The 24,087-nt window shown below is 70.6% G+C and carries 23 protein-coding genes and 1 tRNA gene; 12 read left to right on the top strand and 12 right to left on the bottom strand.

Features of this window, described 5'->3' with window-relative positions; all coding sequences use genetic code 11:
- Positions 1-14: 14 nt before the first annotated feature.
- The 3 genes from ACN267_RS12305 to ACN267_RS12295 all read right to left on the bottom strand — a co-directional run bounded on the left by ACN267_RS12305 (position 15) and on the right by ACN267_RS12295 (position 2,071).
- Positions 15-542 carry a DUF6244 family protein gene (locus ACN267_RS12305; protein ID WP_421488690.1) on the bottom strand — a complete coding sequence of 176 codons (528 nt, stop codon included), beginning with the start codon at positions 540-542 and terminating at the stop codon, positions 15-17.
- 125 nt (positions 543-667) lie between these two features.
- Entirely contained in the window at positions 668-1,546 is an 879-nt protein-coding gene (locus ACN267_RS12300) for an NmrA/HSCARG family protein (protein ID WP_421488689.1), read from the bottom strand.
- Positions 1,547-1,630: 84 nt separating this feature from the next.
- Positions 1,631-2,071: a MarR family winged helix-turn-helix transcriptional regulator gene (locus ACN267_RS12295; RefSeq protein ID WP_421488688.1), complete on the bottom strand. Its 441-nt coding sequence runs from the start codon at positions 2,069-2,071 to the stop codon at positions 1,631-1,633.
- 732 nt (positions 2,072-2,803) lie between these two features.
- Here ACN267_RS12295 and ACN267_RS12290 point away from each other — a divergent pair.
- The gene (locus tag ACN267_RS12290; RefSeq protein ID WP_421488687.1) at positions 2,804-3,106 is read left to right on the top strand and encodes a hypothetical protein; all 303 of its coding nucleotides are present in this window, start codon (positions 2,804-2,806) and stop codon (positions 3,104-3,106) included.
- 165 nt (positions 3,107-3,271) lie between these two features.
- Here the strand turns inward: ACN267_RS12290 and ACN267_RS12285 are convergent, their stop codons facing one another.
- Positions 3,272-4,057: an SDR family NAD(P)-dependent oxidoreductase gene (locus ACN267_RS12285; protein WP_421488686.1), complete on the bottom strand. Its 786-nt coding sequence runs from the start codon at positions 4,055-4,057 to the stop codon at positions 3,272-3,274.
- Between the two features lie 117 nt (positions 4,058-4,174).
- Here ACN267_RS12285 and ACN267_RS12280 point away from each other — a divergent pair, with 117 nt between their 5' ends.
- A complete protein-coding gene (locus ACN267_RS12280) occupies positions 4,175-4,795 on the top strand; it encodes a TetR/AcrR family transcriptional regulator (protein WP_204960888.1) in 621 nt (206 codons plus the stop codon).
- Between the two features lie 141 nt (positions 4,796-4,936).
- Here ACN267_RS12280 and ACN267_RS12275 read toward each other — a convergent pair whose 3' ends face one another.
- Positions 4,937-5,518 (bottom strand): TetR/AcrR family transcriptional regulator, encoded by a 582-nt coding sequence (locus ACN267_RS12275; RefSeq protein WP_421488685.1) that lies wholly within the window; start codon positions 5,516-5,518, stop codon positions 4,937-4,939.
- A gap of 83 nt (positions 5,519-5,601) precedes the next feature.
- Here ACN267_RS12275 and ACN267_RS12270 point away from each other — a divergent pair, with 83 nt between their 5' ends.
- From ACN267_RS12270 to ACN267_RS12250, 5 genes are all read left to right on the top strand, one after another.
- Positions 5,602-6,351 carry a siderophore-interacting protein gene (locus tag ACN267_RS12270; RefSeq protein ID WP_281898549.1) on the top strand — a complete coding sequence of 250 codons (750 nt, stop codon included), beginning with the start codon at positions 5,602-5,604 and terminating at the stop codon, positions 6,349-6,351.
- Positions 6,352-6,747: 396 nt separating this feature from the next.
- Positions 6,748-6,939: a hypothetical protein gene (locus ACN267_RS12265; protein ID WP_421488684.1), complete on the top strand. Its 192-nt coding sequence runs from the start codon at positions 6,748-6,750 to the stop codon at positions 6,937-6,939.
- 125 nt (positions 6,940-7,064) lie between these two features.
- Entirely contained in the window at positions 7,065-7,586 is a 522-nt protein-coding gene (locus tag ACN267_RS12260; protein WP_421488683.1) for a SigE family RNA polymerase sigma factor, read from the top strand.
- On the top strand, positions 7,583-8,065 hold the full coding sequence (locus tag ACN267_RS12255) for a hypothetical protein (RefSeq protein ID WP_421488682.1): 483 nt from the start codon (positions 7,583-7,585) through the stop codon (positions 8,063-8,065). The genes ACN267_RS12260 and ACN267_RS12255 overlap by 4 nt, the downstream gene beginning before the upstream one ends.
- Before the next feature lie 123 nt (positions 8,066-8,188).
- Positions 8,189-9,628, top strand: a complete 1,440-nt coding sequence (locus tag ACN267_RS12250; RefSeq protein WP_421488681.1) for an alpha/beta fold hydrolase — start codon at positions 8,189-8,191, stop codon at positions 9,626-9,628.
- A gap of 422 nt (positions 9,629-10,050) precedes the next feature.
- Here ACN267_RS12250 and ACN267_RS12245 read toward each other — a convergent pair whose 3' ends face one another.
- Both ACN267_RS12245 and ACN267_RS12240 read right to left on the bottom strand, forming a co-directional pair.
- Positions 10,051-10,419, bottom strand: coding sequence for a hypothetical protein (locus ACN267_RS12245; protein ID WP_421488680.1), 369 nt, complete (start codon positions 10,417-10,419; stop codon positions 10,051-10,053).
- Positions 10,420-10,444: 25 nt separating this feature from the next.
- Positions 10,445-11,653, bottom strand: coding sequence for an extracellular solute-binding protein (locus tag ACN267_RS12240; protein WP_421488679.1), 1,209 nt, complete (start codon positions 11,651-11,653; stop codon positions 10,445-10,447).
- A gap of 313 nt (positions 11,654-11,966) precedes the next feature.
- Here ACN267_RS12240 and ACN267_RS12235 point away from each other — a divergent pair, with 313 nt between their 5' ends.
- The 3 genes from ACN267_RS12235 to ACN267_RS12225 all read left to right on the top strand — a co-directional run bounded on the left by ACN267_RS12235 (position 11,967) and on the right by ACN267_RS12225 (position 15,667).
- Positions 11,967-13,232: an MFS transporter gene (locus tag ACN267_RS12235; protein ID WP_421488678.1), complete on the top strand. Its 1,266-nt coding sequence runs from the start codon at positions 11,967-11,969 to the stop codon at positions 13,230-13,232.
- A 92-nt stretch (positions 13,233-13,324) separates the two neighbouring features.
- Positions 13,325-13,452: transfer RNA gene (locus ACN267_RS12230), tRNA-OTHER, on the top strand.
- Positions 13,453-13,507: 55 nt separating this feature from the next.
- Entirely contained in the window at positions 13,508-15,667 is a 2,160-nt protein-coding gene (locus ACN267_RS12225; protein ID WP_421488677.1) for a hypothetical protein, read from the top strand.
- A gap of 117 nt (positions 15,668-15,784) precedes the next feature.
- Here ACN267_RS12225 and ACN267_RS12220 read toward each other — a convergent pair whose 3' ends face one another.
- From ACN267_RS12220 to ACN267_RS12210, 3 genes are read right to left on the bottom strand one after another with little or no spacing between them, the layout of a single operon-like run.
- Positions 15,785-16,786, bottom strand: a complete 1,002-nt coding sequence (locus ACN267_RS12220; RefSeq protein WP_421488676.1) for a hypothetical protein — start codon at positions 16,784-16,786, stop codon at positions 15,785-15,787.
- Complete coding sequence (locus ACN267_RS12215; RefSeq protein WP_421488675.1) at positions 16,783-18,978, bottom strand: hypothetical protein; 2,196 nt, start codon at positions 18,976-18,978, stop codon at positions 16,783-16,785. Before ACN267_RS12215 ends, ACN267_RS12220 begins: the two co-directional genes overlap by 4 nt.
- Complete coding sequence (locus tag ACN267_RS12210; RefSeq protein ID WP_204960899.1) at positions 18,971-19,849, bottom strand: 5'-methylthioadenosine/S-adenosylhomocysteine nucleosidase; 879 nt, start codon at positions 19,847-19,849, stop codon at positions 18,971-18,973. The genes ACN267_RS12215 and ACN267_RS12210 overlap by 8 nt, the downstream gene beginning before the upstream one ends.
- 220 nt (positions 19,850-20,069) lie before the next feature.
- Here ACN267_RS12210 and ACN267_RS12205 point away from each other — a divergent pair, with 220 nt between their 5' ends.
- Both ACN267_RS12205 and ACN267_RS12200 read left to right on the top strand, forming a co-directional pair.
- Positions 20,070-20,801, top strand: coding sequence for an NUDIX hydrolase (locus tag ACN267_RS12205; protein ID WP_281898507.1), 732 nt, complete (start codon positions 20,070-20,072; stop codon positions 20,799-20,801).
- A complete protein-coding gene (locus ACN267_RS12200) occupies positions 20,791-21,321 on the top strand; it encodes a hypothetical protein (RefSeq protein WP_204960901.1) in 531 nt (176 codons plus the stop codon). The genes ACN267_RS12205 and ACN267_RS12200 overlap by 11 nt, the downstream gene beginning before the upstream one ends.
- Positions 21,322-21,370: 49 nt before the next feature.
- On the opposite strand, the gene ACN267_RS12195 is transcribed toward ACN267_RS12200, so the two are convergent.
- Positions 21,371-22,579: an iron-containing alcohol dehydrogenase gene (locus tag ACN267_RS12195; RefSeq protein ID WP_281898506.1), complete on the bottom strand. Its 1,209-nt coding sequence runs from the start codon at positions 22,577-22,579 to the stop codon at positions 21,371-21,373.
- A gap of 42 nt (positions 22,580-22,621) precedes the next feature.
- Positions 22,622-24,082 carry an NAD-dependent succinate-semialdehyde dehydrogenase gene (locus tag ACN267_RS12190; RefSeq protein ID WP_281898504.1) on the bottom strand — a complete coding sequence of 487 codons (1,461 nt, stop codon included), beginning with the start codon at positions 24,080-24,082 and terminating at the stop codon, positions 22,622-22,624.
- Positions 24,083-24,087: the final 5 nt, after the last annotated feature.

The following is a 24,087-nucleotide window of genomic DNA, read 5'->3' as shown; positions in this document are numbered from 1 at the left end:
GAGCTTCAGCCCGGTCAGTTTCCCGCTGATCCCACCCGCTGTGCTTCGGCGATCGCCGCTTCGACGGCCTGCCGTGCGCCGGTCGTGCGGGTGACGACCTGCATCAGCACCTGCTTGATGCCGTCCAGGGCCTGGAGCAGTGGTCCGGGTTGGCCGCCCTGGAGGATCGTGGTGACGAGCTGCTGGGTCTCACCGATCCGGGTGATGGCACCGCCGGCCGCGTCGCGGGCGCCGCCGACGGCGCCCTGCACCGGCGTCAGTGCGGCGATCGTCTCCTGCGGGGTGGCCTGCTGGGGTACGGCGGCGACGGCCTTCGTCGCCTCACCGATCGCCCCCCCGAGCCGCCCCAGGCCGCCCTGCACATCGGTGAGGGCGCTCCGCACCCGGGCCACGCCCGCCGCGACAGCGAGGAAGCCGGCGCTGGCGGCACGCATCGCCACCTCCTGCGCCTGCCGGTCGGCGGCGGCGGTCAGCCCCTGCGCCCGCTCGACGCCCGCCATCAGGGCCTTGAGCTCACCGGTGATCTTCTCAATGTGTGACACGTGGGTGACGTCCCCAATCGATGACGGCGAACCGTGCACCTGACGCTACCGAAGACGCTCCAGGGTCACCAGAGACAGCGGCAGATGCCTGACCCGTTCGACCGGCCGTGGCGGGTGCCGGGGGCTCAGGAACCCGCCACGTTGGCTGGCGCGGTCCAGCCGGTGGCTCGGATCCACCCGACCAGGTCCAGGGCGGCCGGCTCGATCGAGCGCACCACCGCGAGGTCCGAAGGGTGTTCCGCCGCCTCCGCGAACTGGCGGAACATCGCCTGGTCGAGCTCGTTGGGAAGCACGCTCAACGGTAGGGCCTCGTACCGCGCCGGGAGCCCGGCGTGCGCGCCGAACGCCGCGGCGATCCGGGGGCCCGTCAGCTCGTCGCCGACGAGTTCGACGGCTCCGCCGGGCGCCTGCGCGGTGTCGAGCAGGAGCGCGGCGGCGACCCGGCCGATGTCCCTGATCGAGATCATCTTCAGGGCGACGTCCTCGGGCAGTGGCATCCTCAGCACGATCTCCCCGTGCTCCAGGCTCGGTGCCATCACGCTCGCGAAGTTCTCCATGAAGGCGGTCGGGCGAACCATCGAGGCCCGCAGGCCGGAGGTTCTCAGGTGCTCCTCGATCCGGTGCTTCGAGTCGTGGTGCGGCACGCCCGACTCCCGGTCCGCTCCGTAGACCGAGTTGAACACGACGTGCGGGACGCCCGCCTCGACCGCCGCGTCGACGAGCGCCTTACCGATGCGGACCTCCGCCTCGACCTCTTCGAGGCTGTTCGCCTCCGGGGTCATGAAGTAGAACCCCTCGACCGTCGCCAGCGCGGCGGCCAGCGACGCCGGATCGTCGGCCCGGGTGGCCGACAGTTCGACGCCGCGGGCGGCCAGCGCCTGAGCCCGGTCGGACTGCGGGTTGCGGACCAGAGCCCGCACCTGCGCCCTGTGGTCCAGCAGCGCGTCGACCACCGCCCCGCCCTGTTGCCCCGTCGCGCCGAAGACTGCAATCGTGCCGGTCATCGCTCTGCCACCCCTAACTAGTTCATGCCATGAACGAAACTAGTTCATGGCATGAACAACGTCAAGGTGTCGGGTGCCGGGACCTCACCGCGTGGCTGGTGGGTTCGCCACGGTCGAGGAGAGGTCCGAGGTGTCCACGACGGCGGTGGCCAAGCGCTCGAAGTCGCGCTGGTCGTCGGTGTCGAGGTTCCTCGCGATCTCGGGCAGGCGCTCGACCACCTGGGCGTAGAAGGCCTCGGCGAGGACCTTCCCTGTGGGCGTCGCGCTGAGCATGACGACCCGTCGGTCCTGCGCCGAACTCGCCCGGCCGACCAACTCGCGCCGCGCGGTGCGATCGACCAACTGGCTCAACGCGTTCTTGGTCATCCCCAACGACGCGGCGAGGTCCGCCATCTGCCGCGGCTCGTTCCGGACTGCGCAGAGCAGGGTGGCCTGTGCGGGGGTCAGGTCGAACTCGGCGCAGATCTGCGCGTACTTGCGTTGGATCACCACCGAGAGCCAGAAGAGCTTGTCGCCATAGCCCACGCCGGCCTCCCTCGTCCGATGACGAACGGCCAGCCTACCCGTCGCGGGCCGGCAGACCACGCCACTCACCAGGGATGCACACCTCTACGAGACCGGCCGGCACGCCTGCACCACCACCTCACGGTTCACCTGATCGGAGCGGTTCGCGGGCGGGCGCACGCGAACCCCACCGCCACGACGCGCCTACACCAATCGCATCAAGCCGGACGCCGTCACGACATTGCCGGGGCCCGGCCTTGCCACGAACCCGTAAACCGCAACACCGGATCGTATCTCGTGAACAACGCTGTCAATCCCAATTCGCTTGGCAGACGAAGCCGACCACAGAGCTGGTGGAGCCGGTGGAATCAGTCACCACCACGCGGCTCGTCACAGACTGTCCGATGTGGCAATAATCAAAGTATTGATTCGAGTAGGGGTCGATGGGTAGCATGTGGCCGTCTCTGTACCAGGTGTAGGTAACGGGTCCGACAGTGCCACTGGGGGATACGAGGCAGTAGTATTCCCCCTGTCCGGATGGGCAGCTGTGCCCGGTGATTATGGGGGCGGCTGCTGCCGGGGACGCAGGGGTCAGGCTGGTCGCCAGAATGGCAGGTGTCGCGACCAGGAGTGCGAGAAGTCGTTTCGCAGGTTGTGTCAACTCTACCTCCAGGGCGCGGCCGAATCAGGTGTCCGTGTCTCCGACAATGGAAGCATCTTAACTAAGTCATTTGATGCACGTCAATTGCTGCAATGTTGGGTCGTGCTGCACATGTCCTATTTTCCCGGATCGGAACAAGTGGCATCTTCGGCGCGACCGTCGACTTCGAGAACCATGTCGGGGACGCCGCCGACCCGAATCCACCGGACCAGGAGGTTGATGAGGTGTTCATCGCGAACGTGCGGGGCGGCTGGTATCTCGTCGTCCCGCAGGGCACCGCCAAGCCGCGGGCGGTGGTCCTCGGCGGCGACAGTGTCGGTTCTTCGGTGAGGTGGTCGACCCCGGCCTTCGCGGGCTCGACCGCGGTGAAGCCAGGAAGGCGATCACCTCGGTGACGTCCTCCGGCTGGGCGACGCGGCGCAGCGGGATGAGGGGGCGCCCCCGTCGAGATACCCGACGGGGGCGCTGGTTCAGACCGGGTCGGGCGCGACCGCGTAGACGCATACGCCGGCCGGGCCGTGCTCGGCGACCCGGTCGCGGGTCAGGGAGTGCATCGCTTGTCAGGCGACGCCGACCGGGAGGGCGGGACCCAGCAGCAGGCCGCCGTCGAGTACGAGTTCGGTCCCGGTCGCGAACGACGCGTCCGGTGAGGTGAGGTAGAGCAGTGCTGCGCTGACGTCGGCGGGTTCGCCGAGGCGCGGGATCGCGAAGGGCCCCGGGTCGTAGAAGTCGGAGATCGGCCGTTCGCCGGGTGCGGCTGGTTCGTGGATGAGGGTGGTCGAGACGACTCCGGGGTGGATAACGTTCACCCGGATGTTGTCCCGACCCAGTTCGAGTGCGGCGCTCAGGGTCAGGCCCCTGATCGCCCATTTGCTCGCGACGTAGGAGGCGTAGCGGGCGGTGCCGCCGTACGCCATCGTCGAGCCGATGTTGACGATCACGCCGCCGCCGGCCCGTCGCATTGCGGGGGTGACGGCTTTGACGCCGAGGTACTGCCCGGTCACGTTGATCGCGAAGGTGCGGTCCCAGAGGGCGCGGTCGGTGGACTCGATCGTGGTGGCGGGGTTCTGGACACCCGCGTTGTTCACCAGGATCGTCAGCGTGCCGAAGGTGTGCTCGGCTGCCGCGACGGCGGTTGTCCAGTCGTCTTCACGGGCGACGTCCAGGCGGACCGCGAGGGCTCGTCCGCCCAGTTCCGCAGCGAGTTTGGTGGCCTTGCTCAGGCTTCCCGCCGTACTGCCGATGACGACGTTCGCGCCCTCGGCGTGGTAGCTCCGGACGTGGCTCTCGCCGAGTCCTCCGGTGCCGCCGGTGACCAGTACGGTCTGATTGGTGAAACGTGACATGACGTGTCCTTCGAAAGTGGCCTTGGTGAGCTGACCGACTCACCTCACCACCCGAGACTATGCCCGGCGAAGTGGTGAGTCAAGTGACTCACCTCGCCATCGGGCATACTGTGCTCCATGAGCACCGAGCCGTCGGCGTACCACAGACGCGTCGCCGAAGAGAAGCGCGCAGCCATCCTCAAGGCCGCCACCGGCCTGTTTCTGACCGCCGGCTACGACGGAATCTCCCTTGCCAAGATCGCGGAGGCGGCCGGGGTCTCCAAGGCCACGCTCTTCAAGCAGTTCCCCACGAAAGCGGCGCTCTTCGACGCGATCGTGACCGAGTCCTGGCAGGTCGAGGAGGCCCACGCACCGGAGCCGTCGGCCGAGGATCTGGAGGCCGGTCTGACCACGATCGGTCACCGGTACGTCGAACTGCTCACCCGCCCGGGGATGACCGCGCTGTTCCGCATCGTCATCGCGGAGCTACCGCGTTTTCCCGAGCTCGGCGAGGCGCAGTTCAGCCGAGGAAAGATGCCCTACTTCGAGTCGGTCAGCCGCTACCTCACCGCCGCCGACAGGGCCGGCTCGGCGAAGGTCGACGCCCCTGATCTCGCGGCCACCCAGTTCCTCGGGATGATCTCCAACTTCGTCTTCTGGCCAACGCTCCTGCTCACCGACTGGGCACCGCAGCGGACCGCGATCGAACAAGCGGTACGGGAAGCGGTCAGCACCATGTGCGCCAGGTATCAGACCTGACCGCGACCGGAGGCGTCATCGTGAAACCAATGTCCTAGGACGTCCTGGAGGGTGTGGGGCATCAACCACAGGGGCATCCGCCATCTCGGGCGCACGGTCACGGGAGTGCCCGTAGGGAAACCTGAAGGGGCCTTGGCCAGGTCACAGGCCGTCCAGCAGCACCTTGATGACCTCCATCAGTTGCTCGCGCAACTGGTCGGCTGGCATGTCCTGATAGTGGTCCGACAGCATCACCAGGGGGCCGAAGATCGCGCCCAGGGTGCTGCCGAGCCGGACCCTCACCTTCGGGTCGAGCGCCGGGTCGGCGAAGAGTGCCGACAGCTTCGTGTTCTGTGCCGCCAGCCGGGCACCGACCTCGGGGTCGTTGGCGAACAGCGCGTGGAAGACGTCCTCGTTGCGTTCGAGGACCACGAGCATCTGCCGGTGCCGCAGGGCGATGTCGATGATCTGCGGCAGGGCCCGCTGCCAGGCGCCCGGGTCGCTGCCGGCCACCACCAGCCGGTCGGACGCCTCGGTGAGCACGTCGAGGGCCCGGCCGATGACCGTGCGGGCGATGTCGTCCTTGGCGTGGAAGTGGTGGTACACCGCCGCTTTGCTGACGCCGAGCCGCTCCGCGATGTGCCGCAGCGACGTGCCCTGGTAGCCCTGGCGGGCGAACAGCTCGACGGCGACGTCCACGATGCGCTCCCGCATCGGCTCGGCAGTGGGGCTGGCGGCGGTCACCGCCACAGGGTATAACTTGCCGAACGGCAGGTTTCGCCTTGCCGATCGGCAAGGAACAGTCTCGACTCCGATGGTGAGGACCGATGGTGAAGAGTCGCCTGCTCGACCGCCTGCTGGTCGCCGCCCGGGTTCACGCGGTCGAGCCGCTGGGCCCCCGCCTACGGCTGGTCACCCTGACCGGGCCCGATCTGGCGGGTCTCGACTGGCTGCCCGGCCAGCACGTACGCCTGCAACTCGCCCCGGGGCCGGCGGCCGTCGACTGGCTGGTCGGCACCCTGCGCACCTACACGGTGTGGAGCTACCAGGACCAGACCATGGAGCTGGTCGTCTTCGACCACGGGGACGGCCCCGGTGCCGAGTGGGCACGCACCACCCGGCCCGGCGACGAGCTGATGCTGATGAAACCCCAGGGCACCTTCGTCACCGCCCCGGCGTCGTACCACCTCTTCGCCGGGGAGGAGACCGCGCAGGCCGCCTACGGTCCGATGCTGCGCGCACTGCCGGCCGACGCCCGGGTCTTTGGCCGGTTCGAGATCGACTCCCCGGACGAGCGGCTGAACCTGATCGACTCCCACAGCGGGCACCCGGACCCGAAGAGGGGCAGGGACCTGGAGTGGAGCTACCGCCGGGGTCGGTCCGCGGCTTCCTCGCAGACGCTGGTCGAGGCCGTCCGAGGACTGGAGCTACCCGCCGAGCCCGGCCGCGCCTACCTGGCCGGGGAAGCCCGGACGATCCAGCTGATCCGCCACCACCTGGTCAAGGAGCGGAACTGGCCGCGCCGCAACGTGATCACCAAGCCGTTCTGGACCCCGGGACGCAAGGGAATGGATTAGCGCCGTTCCGTGAACCCTCAACGGTCGGCTCACCTACACCGACACCCCGCCGAGAAAAAGTTCCGGGTGACGGCAACCTCCGGGCGGTGGATCGCATGTACCCGGATGTCAGCAACGATCGCCACGATCCATAGGGGTCCGGAAATGTCTGCACGTCGCCTTCTGCTGCTTCCTGCCGCCACCGTCCTGTTCGTACTTGCCGCCTGTTCCACCACGGAGGCACCCGGGGCCGGCGCCTCTGCCTCTCCCACCTCGACCACCCCGACGGCAGCCAGCCCCAACGCGACCGCATCCGCCCCGGCCGCATCCGCCCCGGCGGACGCCGCCGGGGGTGTCACGAGCGCTGACTGTCCCTCGGGGACGGACCTGCAGAAGCTGATCGAGCTGCCGAAGGGCATGACCTTCGGCAAGGTCGAGTGCGTGAAGGGCTGGGCGGGGGCCGTCCCGCAGGGCCCGAAGACCGGTGACGGCGTCTACCTGTTCCACTACACGGCCGGTACGGGCTGGAAGTACTACGGCGAGGGCAGCGGATACGACTGCACGGACCTCGGCCTCGACGAGCCGGCGCCGTTCTGCATCTCCGGCTGACCGCAGGGACCGGGTTTGCGCGCTGTGGCGCACACTGGCTACGGTGTGCGCCACAGTCAGCCGGCCGCACCGACGCCGTCGCGCCCTGACAACCTGTGCCGGTACGTCGGGGGATGCGAGCGGGCATGGCGGACTCGATCGACGACCAGTTCCGGGAGTTCGTCCGGACCCGCTCGCCGGCCCTGCTCCGAACGGCGTTCCTGCTGACCGGCGACCGGCACCTTGCCGAGGACCTGGTGCAGGACGCACTCGCCCGCACCCACCGGGGCCGGCGACGGCTGCACGATCCGGGACACTTCGAGGCGTACACCCGTACCGCGATGTACCACCAGCAGGTGAGCTGGTGGCGGCGACGCAGAGTGGCCGAGTCCCTGCCCGGGGAGCTGGCCGACGTGGCTCAGCCCGGCAGTGACCACGCCGGCCGTACCGACCTCAAGCTCGCCCTGCACCAGGCGCTCGCCCAGCTCACCCAGCGGCAACGCGCGGTGCTGGTGATCCGCTACTTCGAGGACCCCAGCGAGGCCGAGGCCGCGCAGCTGTTGCAGTGCTCGGTCGGCACGATCAAGAGTCAGACCAGCAAGGCACTGGCCCGCAGGCGGGAGGTGGCGCCCGAGTTGCTCTCGGCCGTGATGGAGGAGGCCGGATGACCGACAACCTCGGGCCGCTGCGTCAGGCCATGTCCGAGCTGAGCGAGCACGGCGGCAGCGCCGACCTGTACGAGGGGACCCTGCGCAGGTCGCGGCAGTTGCAACGGCGGGCGGCCGTCACCACGGGCGTCGCAGCCCTGACGCTGGTGTTCGCCGTCGGCGGTACGGTCGCCTTCGCCGTCGACCACTGGCCCGACCGGTCGGCGTCTCCCGCAACCACCCCCGGGCAACCCGACTGTCCGACTGTCGAAACCCTCGGGGACCTGGTCGAGCTGCCCAAGGACTGGTCCTTCGCGTCCGCCGACGTGCAGTGCGCGCAGACGTGGGCGGCAGTGGAGGTGAAGCGCCCGGCCGGCGGCAACGTCCGCTACCTGTTCCACTACACGGCCGACGCGGGTTGGCGGTACCAGGAGCAGGGAACCGAATGGGACTGTGAAGAGCTCGGCCTGACCATGCCGGCACCGTTCTGCACCTCCTGACCGCCCGTCCGCAGGACCGGGGAGCGGTGTCGAGAAACCACGTTGTGACGCGGGGACCACCCGCCCTACCGTGTCCGACATAGACCTGTGCGGATCGACTGTCGGGGGACGTGTATGCGTGCGATGGCCGCTGTGGTGGTCGCCTTCCTCACCGTGGCCGTCACCCCGGCCGCGCCGGCCAGCGGGGCGACCCTCGCCTGGCGTTCCTGCCCCGGTGTCGACGACAGCCGCCTGCGCTGCGCCACCGTCCAGGTACCGCTCGACCACGCGCGGCCGGCCGGCCCGACGATCGACATCACGATCTCCCGGCTCCCCGCGACCGACCCGGCGCTGCGCCGCGGCGTACTGGTCACCACCGGTGGCGGGCCGGGCGGTGCCGGCGTCCCCGAGCCGCTGAACCTCGCCGCCGTCGTCGATCCCGCGGTGCTCGCCCGCTACGACATCGTCGGGTTCGACATGCGCTTCGTCGAACGCAGCACCCCGATCACCTGCGGCCAGCCGGAGGAGGAACCGGGCGGCTACTGGGTGCGCACCGCGACGTACCAGTCCCTGGCGGACACCGCCGCGCAGGCCCGCGCGTACGCCCGCGCCTGTGCCCGGCACGCCGGCTGGGCGCTGCCGTTCGCCACGACCGCACAGGCCGCCCGTGACATGGACACCATCCGGACAGCGCTCGGCGAGCGGAAACTGTCCTTCCTTGGGGGTTCGTACGCGGCGTTGCTCGGCGTCGCGTACGGCATCCTGTTCCCGCGTCGGGCGGACCGGTTCGTGCTGGACAGCCCGGTCAACTACGACCTCGCCTGGCGTCGGTACGAGCTGGCACGGATCCCGGCCTTCGAGGAGAACTACGCCGCCTTCACCGGGTACCTCGCCGACAACAGCGCAACGTTCGGACTCGGCGCGACGCCGACCGAGGTCGCGGACACCCTCAGCCGGGCCCTCGCCGGGGCGGCGACCGAGCCGATCGTGGCCGGAGACCACGCCTGGACCGCCGGTGAGCTGGGCTCCCTGACGGTCATCGCGACGTACTTCGAGCACCTGTGGCCGGTGGTCGCGACCGACCTCGCCGCCATCCTCGCGCACCGCCCGCCACCGATCCCCCTCGACCCGCGACCGGCCCCGCTGCCCGGCACCCCGGGTGTGCCGGCGGACAACCACACCGCGGTCAACACGGCATTCCGCTGCGGCGACAATGTGTGGCCGCGTGACCCGGCGACCTACCGCCACGACCTGGCCCGCCTCGGCACCCGCTATCCCGTCTTCGGCCCGTCGATCGCCAACCTCAACCCCTGTGCCTTCTGGCCGGTCAGCCGGGACAACACGCCGCCGCTCGCCGGCAACCGGGCACCGGCGGCGCTCGTCGTCGCCGCACTGCGCGACGCCTCGGTGCCACCGGCCAACTCGATCGCGACCGCCCGGGCCATCACCGGATCCCGGCTGGTCACCGTGGACAGGCGGACCCATGCGCCGGTGCTCAACGGCCCGGCCGACACTTGCCTGGCGGGCGCGGTCACCGCATACCTGGTGCACGGGCAGCTGCCGGAGCACGACACCGCCTGCTGAACGTGCTCGTCACACCGGCCGAGACGACGAGGGGAAGCGCCTCCACCGTCCTTCGGAGACGACCTCGACGGTGCCGTCGGTCACGGTGATGGCCGTCTGGTCGTCGACCGCGTACGCGGGACCCGCGATCTCGGCCGCCCACCTCCCGGCATCCGCCACGGCGTTGTCCGGTTCGAGACCCGGGTGCGGGAAGATCGGGAAGTCGACGACCCCCGGCGTGCGATCGTCGGGTGCGCACTACCACTCGACGAGGGTGGAACCGATCCGGGGAGTCAGCATCATGCGCGCCGCGCTCAGCCCCGCCCAGAGGGTGTCCAGCAGCGACGGCAGGAGATCCGCCAGCCCGGACCGCCGCATCCGGTGGCACAGGTATGCCGCATCGCCGCCGGTCGAAGCCGAACGCCCGCCGTCGTAGGTGGCCCTCACCGACCGGCCGGCTGACCGGTGCTGCCCGCGGCCTCCGGCTCGGAGGCGTCCCGCGCTGCCCCGACCGGGTTCGCGGCGTCCCGGGTCGCGGTGGTCTGCAACTGGTACGACCGGTAGGTCAGCCAGAGCGCCACCAGCCCGGCGACGGCCGCCGCCACGCTGGCGATCTGGTCGGCGAGGTCCGGGCCGAGCGCCAGCACCCCGACGACGATGACCAGGACCGCCAGCCCGCCGAGCGCCACGGTGCGGACCTGCTGTCGGGCCAGGTGCGCCGTCCAGCGGCGCGGGATCACCCTGGTGGCCAGCTCCGCCAGGATGATGCCGGTCATCACCAGGATCGGCACCTGCCACGGCTCGACCTTCACGGACCCTCCTCCACACCGTCTGCGGTCATGCGAGCGCCGCCTTCATGGCGGCGATGAATTCCGAGGTCAGGCCGGACTCGTTGGCCAGCAGCCGGGCGGTGTGATCGACGAAGACCTCGGCGAACGCGCGGTACCCCGGATGCATCGGTCGGGGGCGGGCATTCTCCACCGCACCCCGTAGTGCTTCCAGGTGCGGGATGACCGCCCGGAGGTTCGTGTCGTTGTACGCCTCGGCGAGGGTCGGGGCGAAGCCGTGTCCGGCGAGGACCTTCTGTGCCGCCGTGCCGGTCATGAAGTTGATGAACCGGGTGGCCTGCTCGGGATGCGGGCAGGTGCGCGCCAGCGCGAGACTCTGGCCGCCGAGCACCCCGTAGGCCAGCGGGCGCACCTGGATCTTCCCGGCCAGCAGGTCAGGGTCCTTCCGCAGCTGGAGTTCGCGGTACTTCACCGGCCAGTTGCGCATGAACGTCGGCTTCTTCCCCACGAACTCTTCGAGGCTGGCGTTCTCGTCGCTGGAGCGGGTGACCTTCCCGGCCTCAATGGCCTCCTGCAGTGGTTGCAGCGCCCGCTGCCAGGGTTTCAGCTCGAACCGGATCTCCCCGGTCGGGCTGAGGAGGTCGGATTCCACGGACAGGGCGTGCTCCAGGATGTTGACCAGGAAACCCTCGTTGTAGTTCGACGAGTTGGGGCTCAGTTGACCGACGAACGAGTCTTCGCCGGCGGTTCTGAGCACGCCCGACAGGTTCACCCGACCGGCCTCGGTCCCGGGGTTGCGCCAGAACAGCATGCCGACATCGGTGTTCAGTGGCACGGCCCAGTAGCTGTCCGGGGTGTTCGCGACCTGGTGGAGGTCCTTCACCGAGGTCAGGAAGTTCCGGTCGGCCAGCCGGATCGGGGTGATCAGCTTCTGCGCCGCGAACTCGGGAATGTCGACGACGTCCAGGTTGAGGATGTCGGCACCGCCGTTACGGGCTGCGGTCAACAGTCTGGTGCGTTCGTCGCCGGATCCGCCCTCGATCTCGTCGGTCAGCCGGGCCGGGGTGTCGGGGTTGGCCTGGTTCCACATGGCCAGCAGGAGTTTCCGGGCACCGGTGGGGTCGGTGCCGGTGGCGAGCCGAAGCTCGACCGGCGGTGGGCGGTGCCCGCCGGGCAGCAGGTAGACCGCCGAGGCGCTCAGCGCGCCGCAGGTCAGCACCCCGCTGAGGAAGGAGCGCCGCGAGTACTGCTCGGTCATGGTGCGGAATCCTTCGATCCAGGACGGTCACCTGCGCGCAACGAGTTATTCATCACATTACGCTTTGACGTTGACGAATGACGAGCCTGGCGGCGGCACCCGGTGGAGGCCGTACGGTCGGAAACCCGATTCCGCTCGCCCCGGCCGGAAAATTGTGTCGACGCGACTTTCCCCTGTGGGATATGCAGTCTTGGGTAGGCGCTGTCGCATGGGGACCTGAAAAGTCGGGCGGGAACATGGTTCGATGTCCCGGAAGCAGGGGATCAGGACGACACACGGAGGTGGCTCGCACAGCACGGCGACGGGGGAGCTGATGGAATCGACGAGCGCGGTGACCGCCGGACCTGACGGCCCGGTCGCACCACGTTCCGGCCGTGTCTTCGGTGGCAACTATCTCGCCTTCGTCACCGGGACCGGCCTGTCCTCGCTGGGCAACGCCGCCTGGTACATCGCGCTGTCCTGGACGTTGGCCACCACCGTCAGTCCGGGGCTGGCCGGGCTGCTGTTGGCACTGGCCACCATGCCCCGGCTGGCCGTGCTGCTCTACGGAGGCGCCGTCGCCGACCGGCACAGCCGCCGAAAAGTGATCATCCTCAGCGACGGGGTCGCCGCCCTGGTCATGATCGCTGCCGCCGTCACCCTGCTCGTCGGGGGGCCCTGGTGGGTGCTGCTGCTGGCGGCCGGGGCGATGTCGGTCACCGGCGCGTTCTTCGTCCCCGCCTCGGCCGCACTGCGACCCCAACTCCTGGCCAGGGACGACCTCGTCCGCGGCAACGCCCTCTACTCCCTGGCGCTGCGCGGCGGGCAGGCAGCAGGAGGGCCGCTTGGCGCGTACGCACTCGCGCTCGGCGGAGGACTACTGGTCGCGCTCCTCAACGCCGTGTCGTACGGGTGCTCGATGATCGCCGTCGCCCTCACCCGCCCGTACGCGACGCCTCAGGAGCAGCCCGCCACCACCGGCGGCCGCCCGGGCGGTCCGGGCACGGTCGGCGTCCGGGCGGGCCTACGGTATGCCTGGCGGCACGCCCAGCTGCGCTGGCTGCTGCTGGTGCTGTTTCTCAACGAACTGAGCTGCGCCGGGGTGCTCAACGTCGGACTGGCCCTGTTCGCCCGTGCGCGCGGCCTCGACGAGAGCGGTGCCGGACTGCTCCTCACCGGATTCGCCATCGGATCGGCAGCCGGAGCACTCACCCTGATCGCGGTGCCCGCCCGCCGCAGCGCCGGGACGGTGTTCGGGATGGCACTCGTGGCCCAGGCCGCGCTGCTCGCGGCACTGGCGGCGGCGGCCTCCCTCGGCCCGGTGGTGGCGATCTTCGTCGCGCTCGGCGCCCTGCTCGGCGTGACCGCGAGCCTGGGGACGTCGCTGCTGCAGACCTGGTGTGAACCGGAGTACCGGGGCAGGGTGCTGGCGGTGCTGGCGCTGGTGGCGTTCGCCGCGATTCCCCTGGGCAACCTGCTGATCGGCGTCCTGTTCGCGCATCTCGGCCCCGCCACGGCCCTGCTGGTCCACGCGGCGATCGCGGTCACCGCCACCGCCGCGTTCCTGTCCCGCCCCACCCTACGTCGCGCCGGTCTGTAGCCGGGGTGGACGCGGCACCTCCCGGCCGGCCCCGGGCGGTGACCGCGAATCCCGGTGGCCATGTCGACCCGGCTCATGGATGATCGACATCTGGGTCGCTAGCTCAACTGGCAGAGCATCCGACTGAGTAGCGCGTCCGCCCTCCGCTGCGGCGGCCATGGGTGCGCTTCCTTCTCCTTGTTGGATCGGAAGGTTCGGGGTTCGAATCCCCGGCGACCCACTGTGCCACGGCTGCGCGCCGCCACCTACCGGAACCGAGGGGAACGGAGGAGCACGTGATCGAGAAGCTGATCATCCAGAAGACCCTGCGCGTACCGGCGAGCACGGCCGGGCCCGGTGACGGCACGCCGGTGGCCCGGCAGCTGGACGCGGCGCTGCTCGATGTCGGGTTCGCGGCGTCGCGGGCCCTGCTGGAGCACATCGGCGCGCTGGCCCCCGCGCCCGCGATGGACCTCGCCGCCACGGTCGTCTCGGCAGTACGTGAGCTGGTCGGCGACCACGTCCAGCACAACGCCTACTTCATCGGTTTCCCGCACGACGTGCCGGACACCGTCGAGTTCTGGGTGGACCGGCTGCGCGCCGCCGTGCTCACCGGCGGGGGCACGGCGACCGACGCGCAGCTGCGCGACGCCGTCGTCTCGGGTGGGGTGAACCTGCTCGACCTGCCGGCTTACGGCATCTACCAGCACACCTACGCGCAGTTGCTCGCCGCACACGACACGCTGGTCACCGCCGCCGGTGACCGGCTGACCGTGCTGCATCTCGGTGACGCCCCCGAGGTGGAGGCGGCACGGCTGTACCTGGCCCTGGCCGGCAGCCCGACGCCGCACGGCGAGGCCGACCTCGCGATCCTCGGTGAGCTGGCGGTGGCCTGCGCCGACGGCGTGCAGCCGGCCGAGATCCCGGTACGGGAGAACCGTGCCGTGCTCAACGGGATCCGGCTCGTCCTCGGCCGGCCGCTGGTCGGCGTGGACACGACCACCGACGTGCTGCGCCTCGCCTGCCAGGTGTCCGGCGGGGACGTCTCGCTGGCGGCACCCACCCGGTTCCGTGCCTTCCGACGCCCGGAGCGGCGGATGCTGTTGGCCGCGCTGAACGAGGTCGTCGCCGCGCACCCGGACCGGCTCGGTGACGTCGCCCGGTACGCGGAGCGCTGGAAGCGGCTCGGGGAACGGCTGCACCCCCACGAGTACGGCCAGTGGCCGCACGCGCAGGAGGTGTTCACGGTCGCCCGTGGCCAGCGGCGGGTGCACAACCTCGCCGGCCGCGCCGAGGCGGCGATCCGTGCCGGTGCCGTCGGCCCGGCCGCATCGGTGCTGTCGGCCGCACCGGGCCTGCTCCTGCGGTCTGCCGACCGGCTGCTGCGGTTGGCGTCGGCGGCGGAGCGGGCCACGGTCGTCGACGCGGTCACCGGCGCGCTCGGCTCGGCCTCGGGCCGGGTGCTGCTCTCGCTGCGGGAGCACGTCGACAACCGACTGACCCCCGCTTCGGCCCGGATGTACGCGAGCCGTTCCCGCACCGCGTGGGTGGGCCCCGACGAGCGGCCAGCGCTGCCGGCCGCGCTGGTGGCCGAACTGTCGTCGCTGCTCGACGCCGAGATCACCGCCCGGCTGCCGCAGTGGCACCGACCGCTGCTGGTGGATCCGCAGGTGCTCGACGTCGCCCTGCCGCTGTCCGGCAAGGCCACCGAGGGCGGTTTCGCGGTCATGCCGAGGGGCTCGCGGGCGTCGGTGTCCGGTGAGGTGCTGCGGTTCTTCACCTACTGGCGGCAGGCCAGCCGCCGCACCGACCACGACCTGTCGGTGCTGCTGCTCGACGACGACTTCCACAGCTCCGGTCAGGTGTCCTGGACGAACTACCGGCACGACGGCGTGGTGCACTCCGGCGACGTCACCGACGCGCGTAACGGGGCGACCGAGTTCATCGACGTGCCGCTGACCGCCGGCGGACGCTACGTGGTTCCGCAGGTCAACATCTACGCGGGCGAGTCGTTCGACGAGGTCGCCGAGTCGATGTTCGGATACCAGACCCGGGCGCGGGACCAGGGCGGGGCGCCGTTCGACGCCCGGACCGTGCGGGCGCGGTCGCACCTACGCGGCCACGGCCGGGTCGCGCTGCCGATGGTGTTCGCCAGGAACGAGCGTGGCTGGCAGGCGGTCTGGCTGCACCTCTACCTGCCGGGACGGCCGTCGTTCAACCGGGTGGAGGAGAACACGTTCACCACGGCCGACCGGGTGCGGGCGCTGATGGAACGGCGGTACCTCACCGTGTCGTACCTGGTCGACAGGTGGCGCGGTCGGGCCGAGGTGACGGTGTGGGACGGCCGTCCGCCGGACGGGCCGGTCACCTTCGTCGGCATCGAGGCGCCGGAGAACCTGCCGGACGGATCGGAGGTGATCACCCTGGGGCGACTCAACGAGGTGATCCCCCGGTAGGCGGCGACGGTCGTCACTGCCCGGATGGCCCGTACGGCCGTATCCCGCACGGACCCCGCGGCGCGATCGCGCCGCGGGATCCGTGGTCGGGAGGTGACTCCGTGCCGGCGACCAGGGTCACCGAACCCAGACCAGGCTGTAGAAGGTCAACTTCGGCTTTCCGGTGAACCACTCGCTGCCGGGCCAGATGACGACGTAGCCGAGATCGGCCTCGGCGGTCTTGACGCAGGCCACGAGCGGTACGGCCACCGGATTGTCCACCCCCCGGCCCAGCCGTATCGCCCGCTGCGCGATGGTGAGCGGCGGGAACTCGTCACTCCACTCCCGTTGGGCGAGGCAGTCCGCCTCGCTCGGCAGATCGGCGGTGGTGACCCCGTCGAAGATCTGCGGCCGGAGCACCCGGGAGACCTGTGCCCCGTTCACCAGCTTCAGTCTGCGGGTGACGTGGTCGAAGGCGACGTCCGCGGTCGTGCCGGACTGACTGCGCTCCAGATCCAGGTAGGTGTGTTCACCGTTGACGGTGAAGGTCACCTTCTCGACGTCGATGCGGGCCGGGCCGTACACCTCGGTGTTCCTGGTCGGCGCACCCGCGTCCGCGACGTCGATCTTCGCCCCTGCCGCGACGTAGATGACGATGCGGTTGCGCTCCACCTCCTGCACGAAGCGGCCGTCCATGGTGATGCGCAGCTTGCGGCCGCTGTTGATCCGGAAGGTCTCGCAGGCGGCGTCGGGCTTCTCCCGGGCCGCGATCGGACACACCAGCAGCTGGGTGACGTCGGCGGGCTCCGCCCGCAGGATACGCACCGGCGTCCCGGCGTCCTGGACACCGCCGCCGACGCCGACCCCGAAGACCCCCAACGGGGTCACGATGGACACGTCGTCGGTCTGCACCTCCACGCTGCCGTCCGAGTTGAGCACGAACTTCACCGGCAGCAACGGAGGCTGGTAGGCGACGTGCCCCATGATGCCGAGCTTCTTGTCCCGGGCCGGCTTGTCGCCGTCGGGCAGTTGCCACTCGTGGGGCATCGAACTGCCGACGACGACGCCTCCGCTGAGGCAGCAGCCGCCCAGGCAGATCAGCACGACGGCGACCACGGCCGCGATCGCGGTGCGGTTCACCACACACTCCCCGGGCGGGTGTCCTGCCCCAGGCCGTCCGGCTCGGTGACCGGCTCCGGGCCGGCTCCGATGCGCCCCGGTTCCCGGCCCCACAGCCCGCCGCCGCGGCGGCGGTGCAACTCCCTGGTCAGCCAAGCGGCGCCGTCCACCACCACCGTTTCGAGGACGTCGAGTGCGTCGTTGACGCCGGTGCTGTCGAGGGCCAGCCGGGCAACCAGCCCCTCCGGTTCCCCGCTGTCGCGCATCTGCCCGAAGTCGCCCAGTTCGAGACTGATGGTGCCGAGAGTGTCGGTGCGGACGATGAAGCTCCGCTGTTGGATGTGCACCTCCGTGGACGACGCGGTAGCCGCGGCAACGCCCCCGGAGGTGATCTGTGCCTGGGTGGCCGTGGCGGCCGGGCGTCGGATGCTCTGTTCCGTGACCTCCACCTCGCGGAGGCCGCCGTAGGGGATCGAACGGCGGCTCGATCCGTGAAATTCGCCGTAGGTGAGGTCGAGTTCGGAGCAGAAGTAGCGGATACCCGTCGCGGTCAGCAGGAACAGCGTCAGCACGTAGCGCGAGTAGCGGATCGGCCCGTACGAGACCCGGGCGCTGCTCGCCCCCGGTGCGCCGGTGGTCAGCTCCAGCACGTACGCCACCTCCGAGGCGGAAATCCCCCGTTCACGGAGCATGTCCGCCCTGAAGACCAGGACGTCCTGGGCAAGCCAGGTCGCCATCTCCTGGTCGGTGGGACGGTCACGCAGGACCGCGCACCACCTGTCCCACTCGGCCCGCTCGGCCTGATACCTTTCGGCCCGTTCCCGGGACACGATCCGGTAGGTCGTCTCCCGCGCCCGCAACAGCGGCTGGGAGTACCAGAGCAGGGCGATGCCCACCATGGCGGCGAGGAGCGGAAGCCCCGACTCCGTGCCGCCGTCGGGCAACAACCGGACGAGCACCAGCACCGCTGCCACGGCCAGCAGGGCCACGGCGAACCGTTCGGCCCGACGCAGCAGCGGCCGCTCGCGGTACGAGTCCGCGTACGCGAGCAGTAGGCGTCCGCTCCAGACGTCACGGGTCTGCCGGGCATGCCAGCGGGCGAGCCACCGCAGATGCCCGTTGCGCAGCTCCGTTTCGTGGTAGAGGAACGCGAACTCACGGGCGAGGGTTTGGCGCAGCCCGGCGGTCATCGGATCCCAACTCTGCTGTCCCGGTGCCTCGTTCGCGAAGGCCTCCTCGACCGTGCGGGTCGCAGCGGCCATCGTTGCCGGATCGACGGTCACGCCCAGACCGAGAACACCGCGGAACCGGTCATGGTTGAACGCGAGCAGGGTGCGGCGGTGCTGCCGCTGCCACCGCGCGTAGCCGGCGAGGGGCACACCGATCCCGGTGAGGACGAGCATGATCGCCAGCGTGGTGAACGCGCCGACCAGACCGAGTTGCACCACGACGCCGACCGTCCCGACCACTCCCAGCGCCAGCCCGGCCCACCGGACCAGGGTCAAGCTCCGCGATGGCGGCACCTGTGCCCCGCCGAGTTCCCTGGGCTCGGCGGGGTCGGGCTCGAAGAACTTCCAGACGCGGTCCTTGCGGCCGGGGATGTCGCCGGAGCGTTGTTCCCGGACCCGGTCGGCGGTCCGACGGAACATCTCGTCCTTGAAGGGGCCGGCGAGCAGGCCGTCGAGGTGCCGTTGGTGCTTCTCGGGAAGGTTCCCGTACGCCGCCTCCATCTCCTCGAGGTTGGTCCCCGAGGTTGCCCTGACGCCGGCGTCCGTCGCACGGTCGCTGATGCCCATGGCGACGTCGATGAGGGTCACCAGGCTGCCCAGCCTCGTGCGGTCGAGAAAGTCCTCGGCGCTCTCCTGGCTCGGGTGGCCGCCCTTGGCGACCAGCTGTCGGGCGTTGCCCAGCGCCTGCAGGTGCCGATCGTCGAGAGCGCTCAGCGTCCGGTCGCTGAGCGTGGCGACGAGGTAGTGGTAGCACACCCCGGGTCGTTGACCGTAATCGGTGGCGAGTACCTCGGCCAGCAACTGCTCGGCGGCGCGGGACATGCCACCGTCGAGCAGGCGGACCGCCACCTCGTACTTCCTCTCGGGTGGGTCGTTCGGCCCGACGTAGTAGGTGTGCACGCCACCGTGGATGGTGGCGCCAGTCCCGATGACGGGCGAGTTGGGCCCCGACGTGCTGACGTGCTGACGGGGAACCTCAGCCATTTCCCTGCTCCCCCCGGTAGTAGAGGCGTACGTCGCCGTGGATGGTGCCGCTGGTGCCGATCACCGGGGACTGCGCCCCCGAGGTGTGCACCGTGTAGCGGCTCTCGTGCGGGGCGGTCGGTGTGCCGGCGTCGCCGCTGTCGAGCCGGGCGGCCAGCGCCAGCGCGAACGCCGCCGCGTGTGCCGCCGCCCTGGGCTGCCAACCCTCGGCGTCGGTCTGGTCCTTGCGACCGCCGGCCCGGTCACTGATGCCACGGATGGCGGCCGTCGGCACCGCGTGGTTGACGTGTCCGGCGTGGGCCGCGCCGGCGCTCTCCATCTCCACCGCCACGGCGTCGGCGAAGTGCTCGTGCAGGCGCTGCGCCTCCGGCGTCGTGCGTCCGTTCAGCACCACCTCGCCGGCGGCGACGGGTTCGAAGTGGACCTTCGGCACCGGGTCCAGGCCGCCCGCCCAGCCTCCGTCGAGGGCGAGGTGGCGGGCGACCTGCTCCAGTTCGTACGCGATCGGCCAGGCCTGCGGGTACGCCCGGAATCCGCTGTCCTCGCTGCGTCCGCCCTGGTAGGCGTACACCTTCGTGGCGACCACGACGTCGCCGAGGGTGAGCCAGTCGCGCAGTCCACCGGCCACCCCGACGAACAGCATCGCGCTCGGCCGGTAGTGGCTGATGGCACGTTCGGCGATGACCCCGGCGGCGGGGTTTCCCCGCCCGACGAGCGCCAGCGCGACCTGGCGGGACGGCCCGTCGCCGGTCCCGGCGAGGGTTCCCACGTCGAAGTGGGTGCCGGCGGGGTGCCGCTCGACACGGATGTCCTGTAGGCGTTTCCTGATCTCACTGCGCTCGACTTCGAGCGCCACCAGTACGACGATCACCAGACACTCCTCGTACGTCTCAGAACTATTCGTCCTCTGTGGACGGTGGATGGGTGCGACCCGGTACGGGCGCTGCGGTTGCGGAGGGTTCGCGAGGTGCGGGCCGAGGGGGGCGGCCACGGGAATGCTCGATCGAACTGCCGTGGCAGTGACGATTCCCCTGCTGAGCGTAAGTGTGCTCCGATGCTATAGTCAAGCTGACCAAAAGAGGGGGAGCGTCGTGCCGAACGACAAGCAGTGGACCGCCCCGTTGATCGCGATCGCCGTCGACCTGGCGGTCTTCACCGTCCTGGCGGGCCGGTTCGTTGTCCTGTTGGTCGAGCGCGGTATCGAACCGGACCTCGGCGCCCTCGCCCTACCAGGCGGTTTTCTGTCGACAGTGGACGAAGACCTGACCCGCGCCGCGATGCGGGAGTTGACCGAGGAGACCGGTCTCGACCCTGGTCAGGTCCATCTCGAACAGCTCGCCACGTACGGCACGCCGGACCGGGACCCCCGACAGCGGGTCGTCACTGTCTGCTATCTGGCATTGACGCCGACGCCCGGCGCGCCCGCTGCGGGCGGCGACGCGCGCCACGCCGACTGGTACCCGGTGGAGGAGATCCTCGCGGAGCCGGGCCAGCTCGCGTTCGACCACGCCCAGATCCTCACCGACGCCGTGGAACGCGCCCGCAGCAAGCTCGAATACACCACCGTCGCCACGTCCTTCTGCGGGGCGGAGTTCACCATGTCCGAACTCCGCCGGGTCTACGAGATCGTCTGGGGGCGCTCCCTGGACGCCCGCAACTTCCACCGCAAGGTCCTCGCCGTGCCGGACTTCGTCCGGCCGACCGGAGCACAGACCACCCGCAACGGTGGACGGCCCGCCGCGCTCTACCGCCCCGGCGAGGCATGGCTGGTGCAGATCCCCATCCTGCGCGCCCGTCACGAGGGGGCCCGTGATGTCCACTGACCCGTTGCGCGAGCTGCTCCTGGCCGAGTACGGGCAGCTCAAGGAGGAACAGCGGGCCCGCATCGGCCTGCGGGACAACCTCATCTACGTCACCCTGGCCGCGTACGCCGCCATCGTGGTGGGGGTGACCACGCTGGGCAGTCAGGGGGCGCTGCTGCTCATCCTGTCGGGAGCGGCGACGGTCCTGGGCTGGACGCACCTCGCCAACGACGAGAAGATCTCGGCGATCGGTCGCTACGTCCGCACGGCGCTCGCCCCACGCGTGGAAGACCTGCACCCCCGGGCCGCGCCCGTGTTCGGCTGGGAGGAGACGCACCGCCGCGACCACCGCCGCCGACTACGCAAGATCCTCCAGGCCTCGACCGACCTGCTGACCTTCAACGTCCCGGCGCTCGGCGGGCTCGTCTACTACTGGGTCAACGGGCCCTGGCACTGGTCACTGATCACCGGGTCCCTGCTGCTGCTCGTCGCGAGCTTCGTGCTGGGCTGGCAGCGCCTCCTGCACGTCGACCTGGCCTGAACCACACCGGACCGGCCGGCGGGCGAGGCCGGTCGTCGACCGGGACCGGTCAGGTCCGGTCCCCGGTCCAGGCCGCTTCGAGGATCGCGGTCAGGCTGGCGGTGTCGGTCGGCCCCGGATGGTTCTGGATCAGGCGGGTGACGCCGGAGGCCAGCTCCGCGAACCGGGGAAGGTCGGCGCGGGCCACCCCGATGTCCGCCAGGGTGCGCGGGATGCCGATGTCGGCGAGGAGCCGGTCGAGCCAGGTGAGGAACGTGTCGGTGGCCTCGGCCGGCGAGGCGTCGGCGACGTCGAGCCCGCACACCCCGGCGAGGGTCGCCAGCCGGTCACCGACGGCGTCCCGGGCCGCGTGCAGCGCGTACGGCAGCAGCAGTCCGACGCCCAGGCCGTGCGGCGTGTGCGTGGCCGCGCCGATGGGGTACTGCAGCGCGTGCGGGGCCGCGTTGCCCGCGTGGGAGAAGGCGAGCCCGGCGAGCACCGACCCGTAGGACATGTCGGCGCGCGCGTCGGTGTCGCCGCCGTCTGCGACGGCCCGGCGCAGGCTGCGGGCGATCCGCTCCGCAGCCAGGAGCGCGTAGTGGTCGGTGACCTGGTTACGGCCGAGGAACACCTGCTCCACCGGGTCGCGCGGCCCGTGGGGCCGGGCCCGCGCGGTGTAGCTCTCCACCGCGTGACAGAACGCGTCGATGCCGGAGTGGGCGGTGACGCTCGCCGGGCAGGTGTAGGTCAGCTCGGGGTCGACGATCGCGAAGTCCGGCACGATGTGGACGCTGGACACCCCCACCTTCAGCGCACGGTCCGGGTCGGTCAGCACCGAGACGGGGGTCAGTTCGGAGCCGGTGCCCGACGTCGTCGGGACCGCGACGAGCGGAATCGTCGGCCCCGGCACCCGCGACTCCCCGTAGAAGTCGCGCGGTGTCCCGCCGTGGCACCGGATGACGCCGACGATCTTGGCGAGGTCGATCACCGTGCCACCCCCGACGGCGAGGATCACGTCGGCGTCCACCGCGGCGGCGGCCGAGACGGCCAGGTCGACGTCGGTGAGCGGCACGTCGGGCGTCGCGTCGGGGAACACCTCGACGGCCTCGACCCTCTCCCGTACGGCGGCCACGATCCCGGCCACGCCCGGCTGCCCCAGCAGGATCCGGTCGGTCACCACGAGGACCCGTGAGCCGTTCTCGGCCACCACCCGGGGGATGTTCTGCGCGACCCCTTCGCCGACGATCAGCTGGCGTGGTCCACGGACGGTCTCAAGCATGGCGGTGCCTCTCCGGAACTGCGGCGACGGTGAGCGGGACGGTCACGGCAGGTCGATCGCCGCGTAGGTGAGGTCGAGGTACTCGCCGATGCCCTCGTGCGACCCCTCCTTGCCGATGCCTGACTGTTTCACGCCCCCGAACGGGGCCGACGGGTCCGAGATCAGGCCACGGTTGACGCCGATCATCCCGGTTTCGAGCCCTTCGGTGAACCGCAACGCCCGCTGCAGGTCACGGGTGAAGACGTAGCCGACCAGGCCGTGCTCGGTGTCGTTGGCCTTCGCGATCACCTCGTCGTCGGAGGTGAACGAGATGATCGGCGCCACCGGGCCGAAGATCTCCTCCCGCAGCATCCGCGCGTCGTCGGGCACGTCGACCAGGACCGTCGGCGGGTAGAAGTGCCCCGGCCCGTCCGGGCGCACGCCGCCCACCAGGATCCGGGCCCCCCGACCGACCGCGTCGGCGACGAGTTCGTCGAGCTTGGCCACCGAGGGTTCGTCGATCAACGCGCCGACGTCCACGCCGTCGTCGAGGCCGTTGCCCACCACCAGCGCGCCCATCCGCTCGGTGAACCGCTTCGTGAACTCCTCCCGCACCGGCTCCTCGACGTAGATCCGGTTGGCCGCGATGCAGGACTCCCCGATGTTGCGCATCTTGGCCACCATCGCGCCGTGCAGCGCGACGTCCAGGTCGGCGTCGGCGCACACGATCAGGGCCGCGTTGCCGCCCAGTTCCATCGAGGTACGTAGCACGTTGTCCGCCGCCTGGCGCAGCAGCACCCGCCCCACCTCGGTCGACCCGGTGAACGACACCTTGCGGGTCCGGGTGTCGGCCAGCAGCGCCGAGACCACCTCACCGGCACGCTTGGTGGTCACCACGTTGACCACACCGGCGGGGACGCCGACCTCCTCCATGATGCGGGCCAGCAGCAGCATGGTCAGCGGCGTCTGGGCGGCCGGTTTGGTGACCGTCGTGCAGCCCGCCGCCAACGCGGGGGCGATCTTGCGGGCGCCCATCGCCAACGGGAAGTTCCACGGCGTCACGAACACGCACGGTCCGACCGGCTTCGGCACGGTGAGGATGCGGTACCCGCCTGCGGGAGCGGTGCTGTAGCGTCCCTCGACGCGTACCGCCTCCTCGGCGAACCATCTGAAGAACTCGGCGCCGTAGGCCACCTCCGCCCGGGCCTCGGCGAGCGGCTTGCCCATTTCGAGGGTGATCAGCCGGGCGACCTCCTCGGCCCGGTCGGTCAGCGCCCGGTAGGTCGCGGTCAACAGCTCCGACCGTCTCCGGGGCGGGGTGGTCGCCCACTGCGCCGCAGCCCGGCTCGCCGCGTCCAGCGCGGCCAGCCCGTCGACGACGCCCGCGTCGGCCACCTCGGCGACGGTCGTACCGGTGGCGGGGTCCTCGACGGCGAAGGTGACGCCGCTCGCGGCGTCCCGCCAGGCGTCGCCGATCCGCAGCCGTCGGTGCTCGGGGGCCAGGACGTCCATCGGGTCACTCATTGGGT

This window comes from Micromonospora sp. WMMD734 (assembly GCF_049178975.1).
In the GTDB taxonomy this organism is placed as follows: domain Bacteria; phylum Actinomycetota; class Actinomycetes; order Mycobacteriales; family Micromonosporaceae; genus Micromonospora; species Micromonospora wenchangensis.
This window is presented reverse-complemented; position numbering and strand designations above follow the sequence as displayed.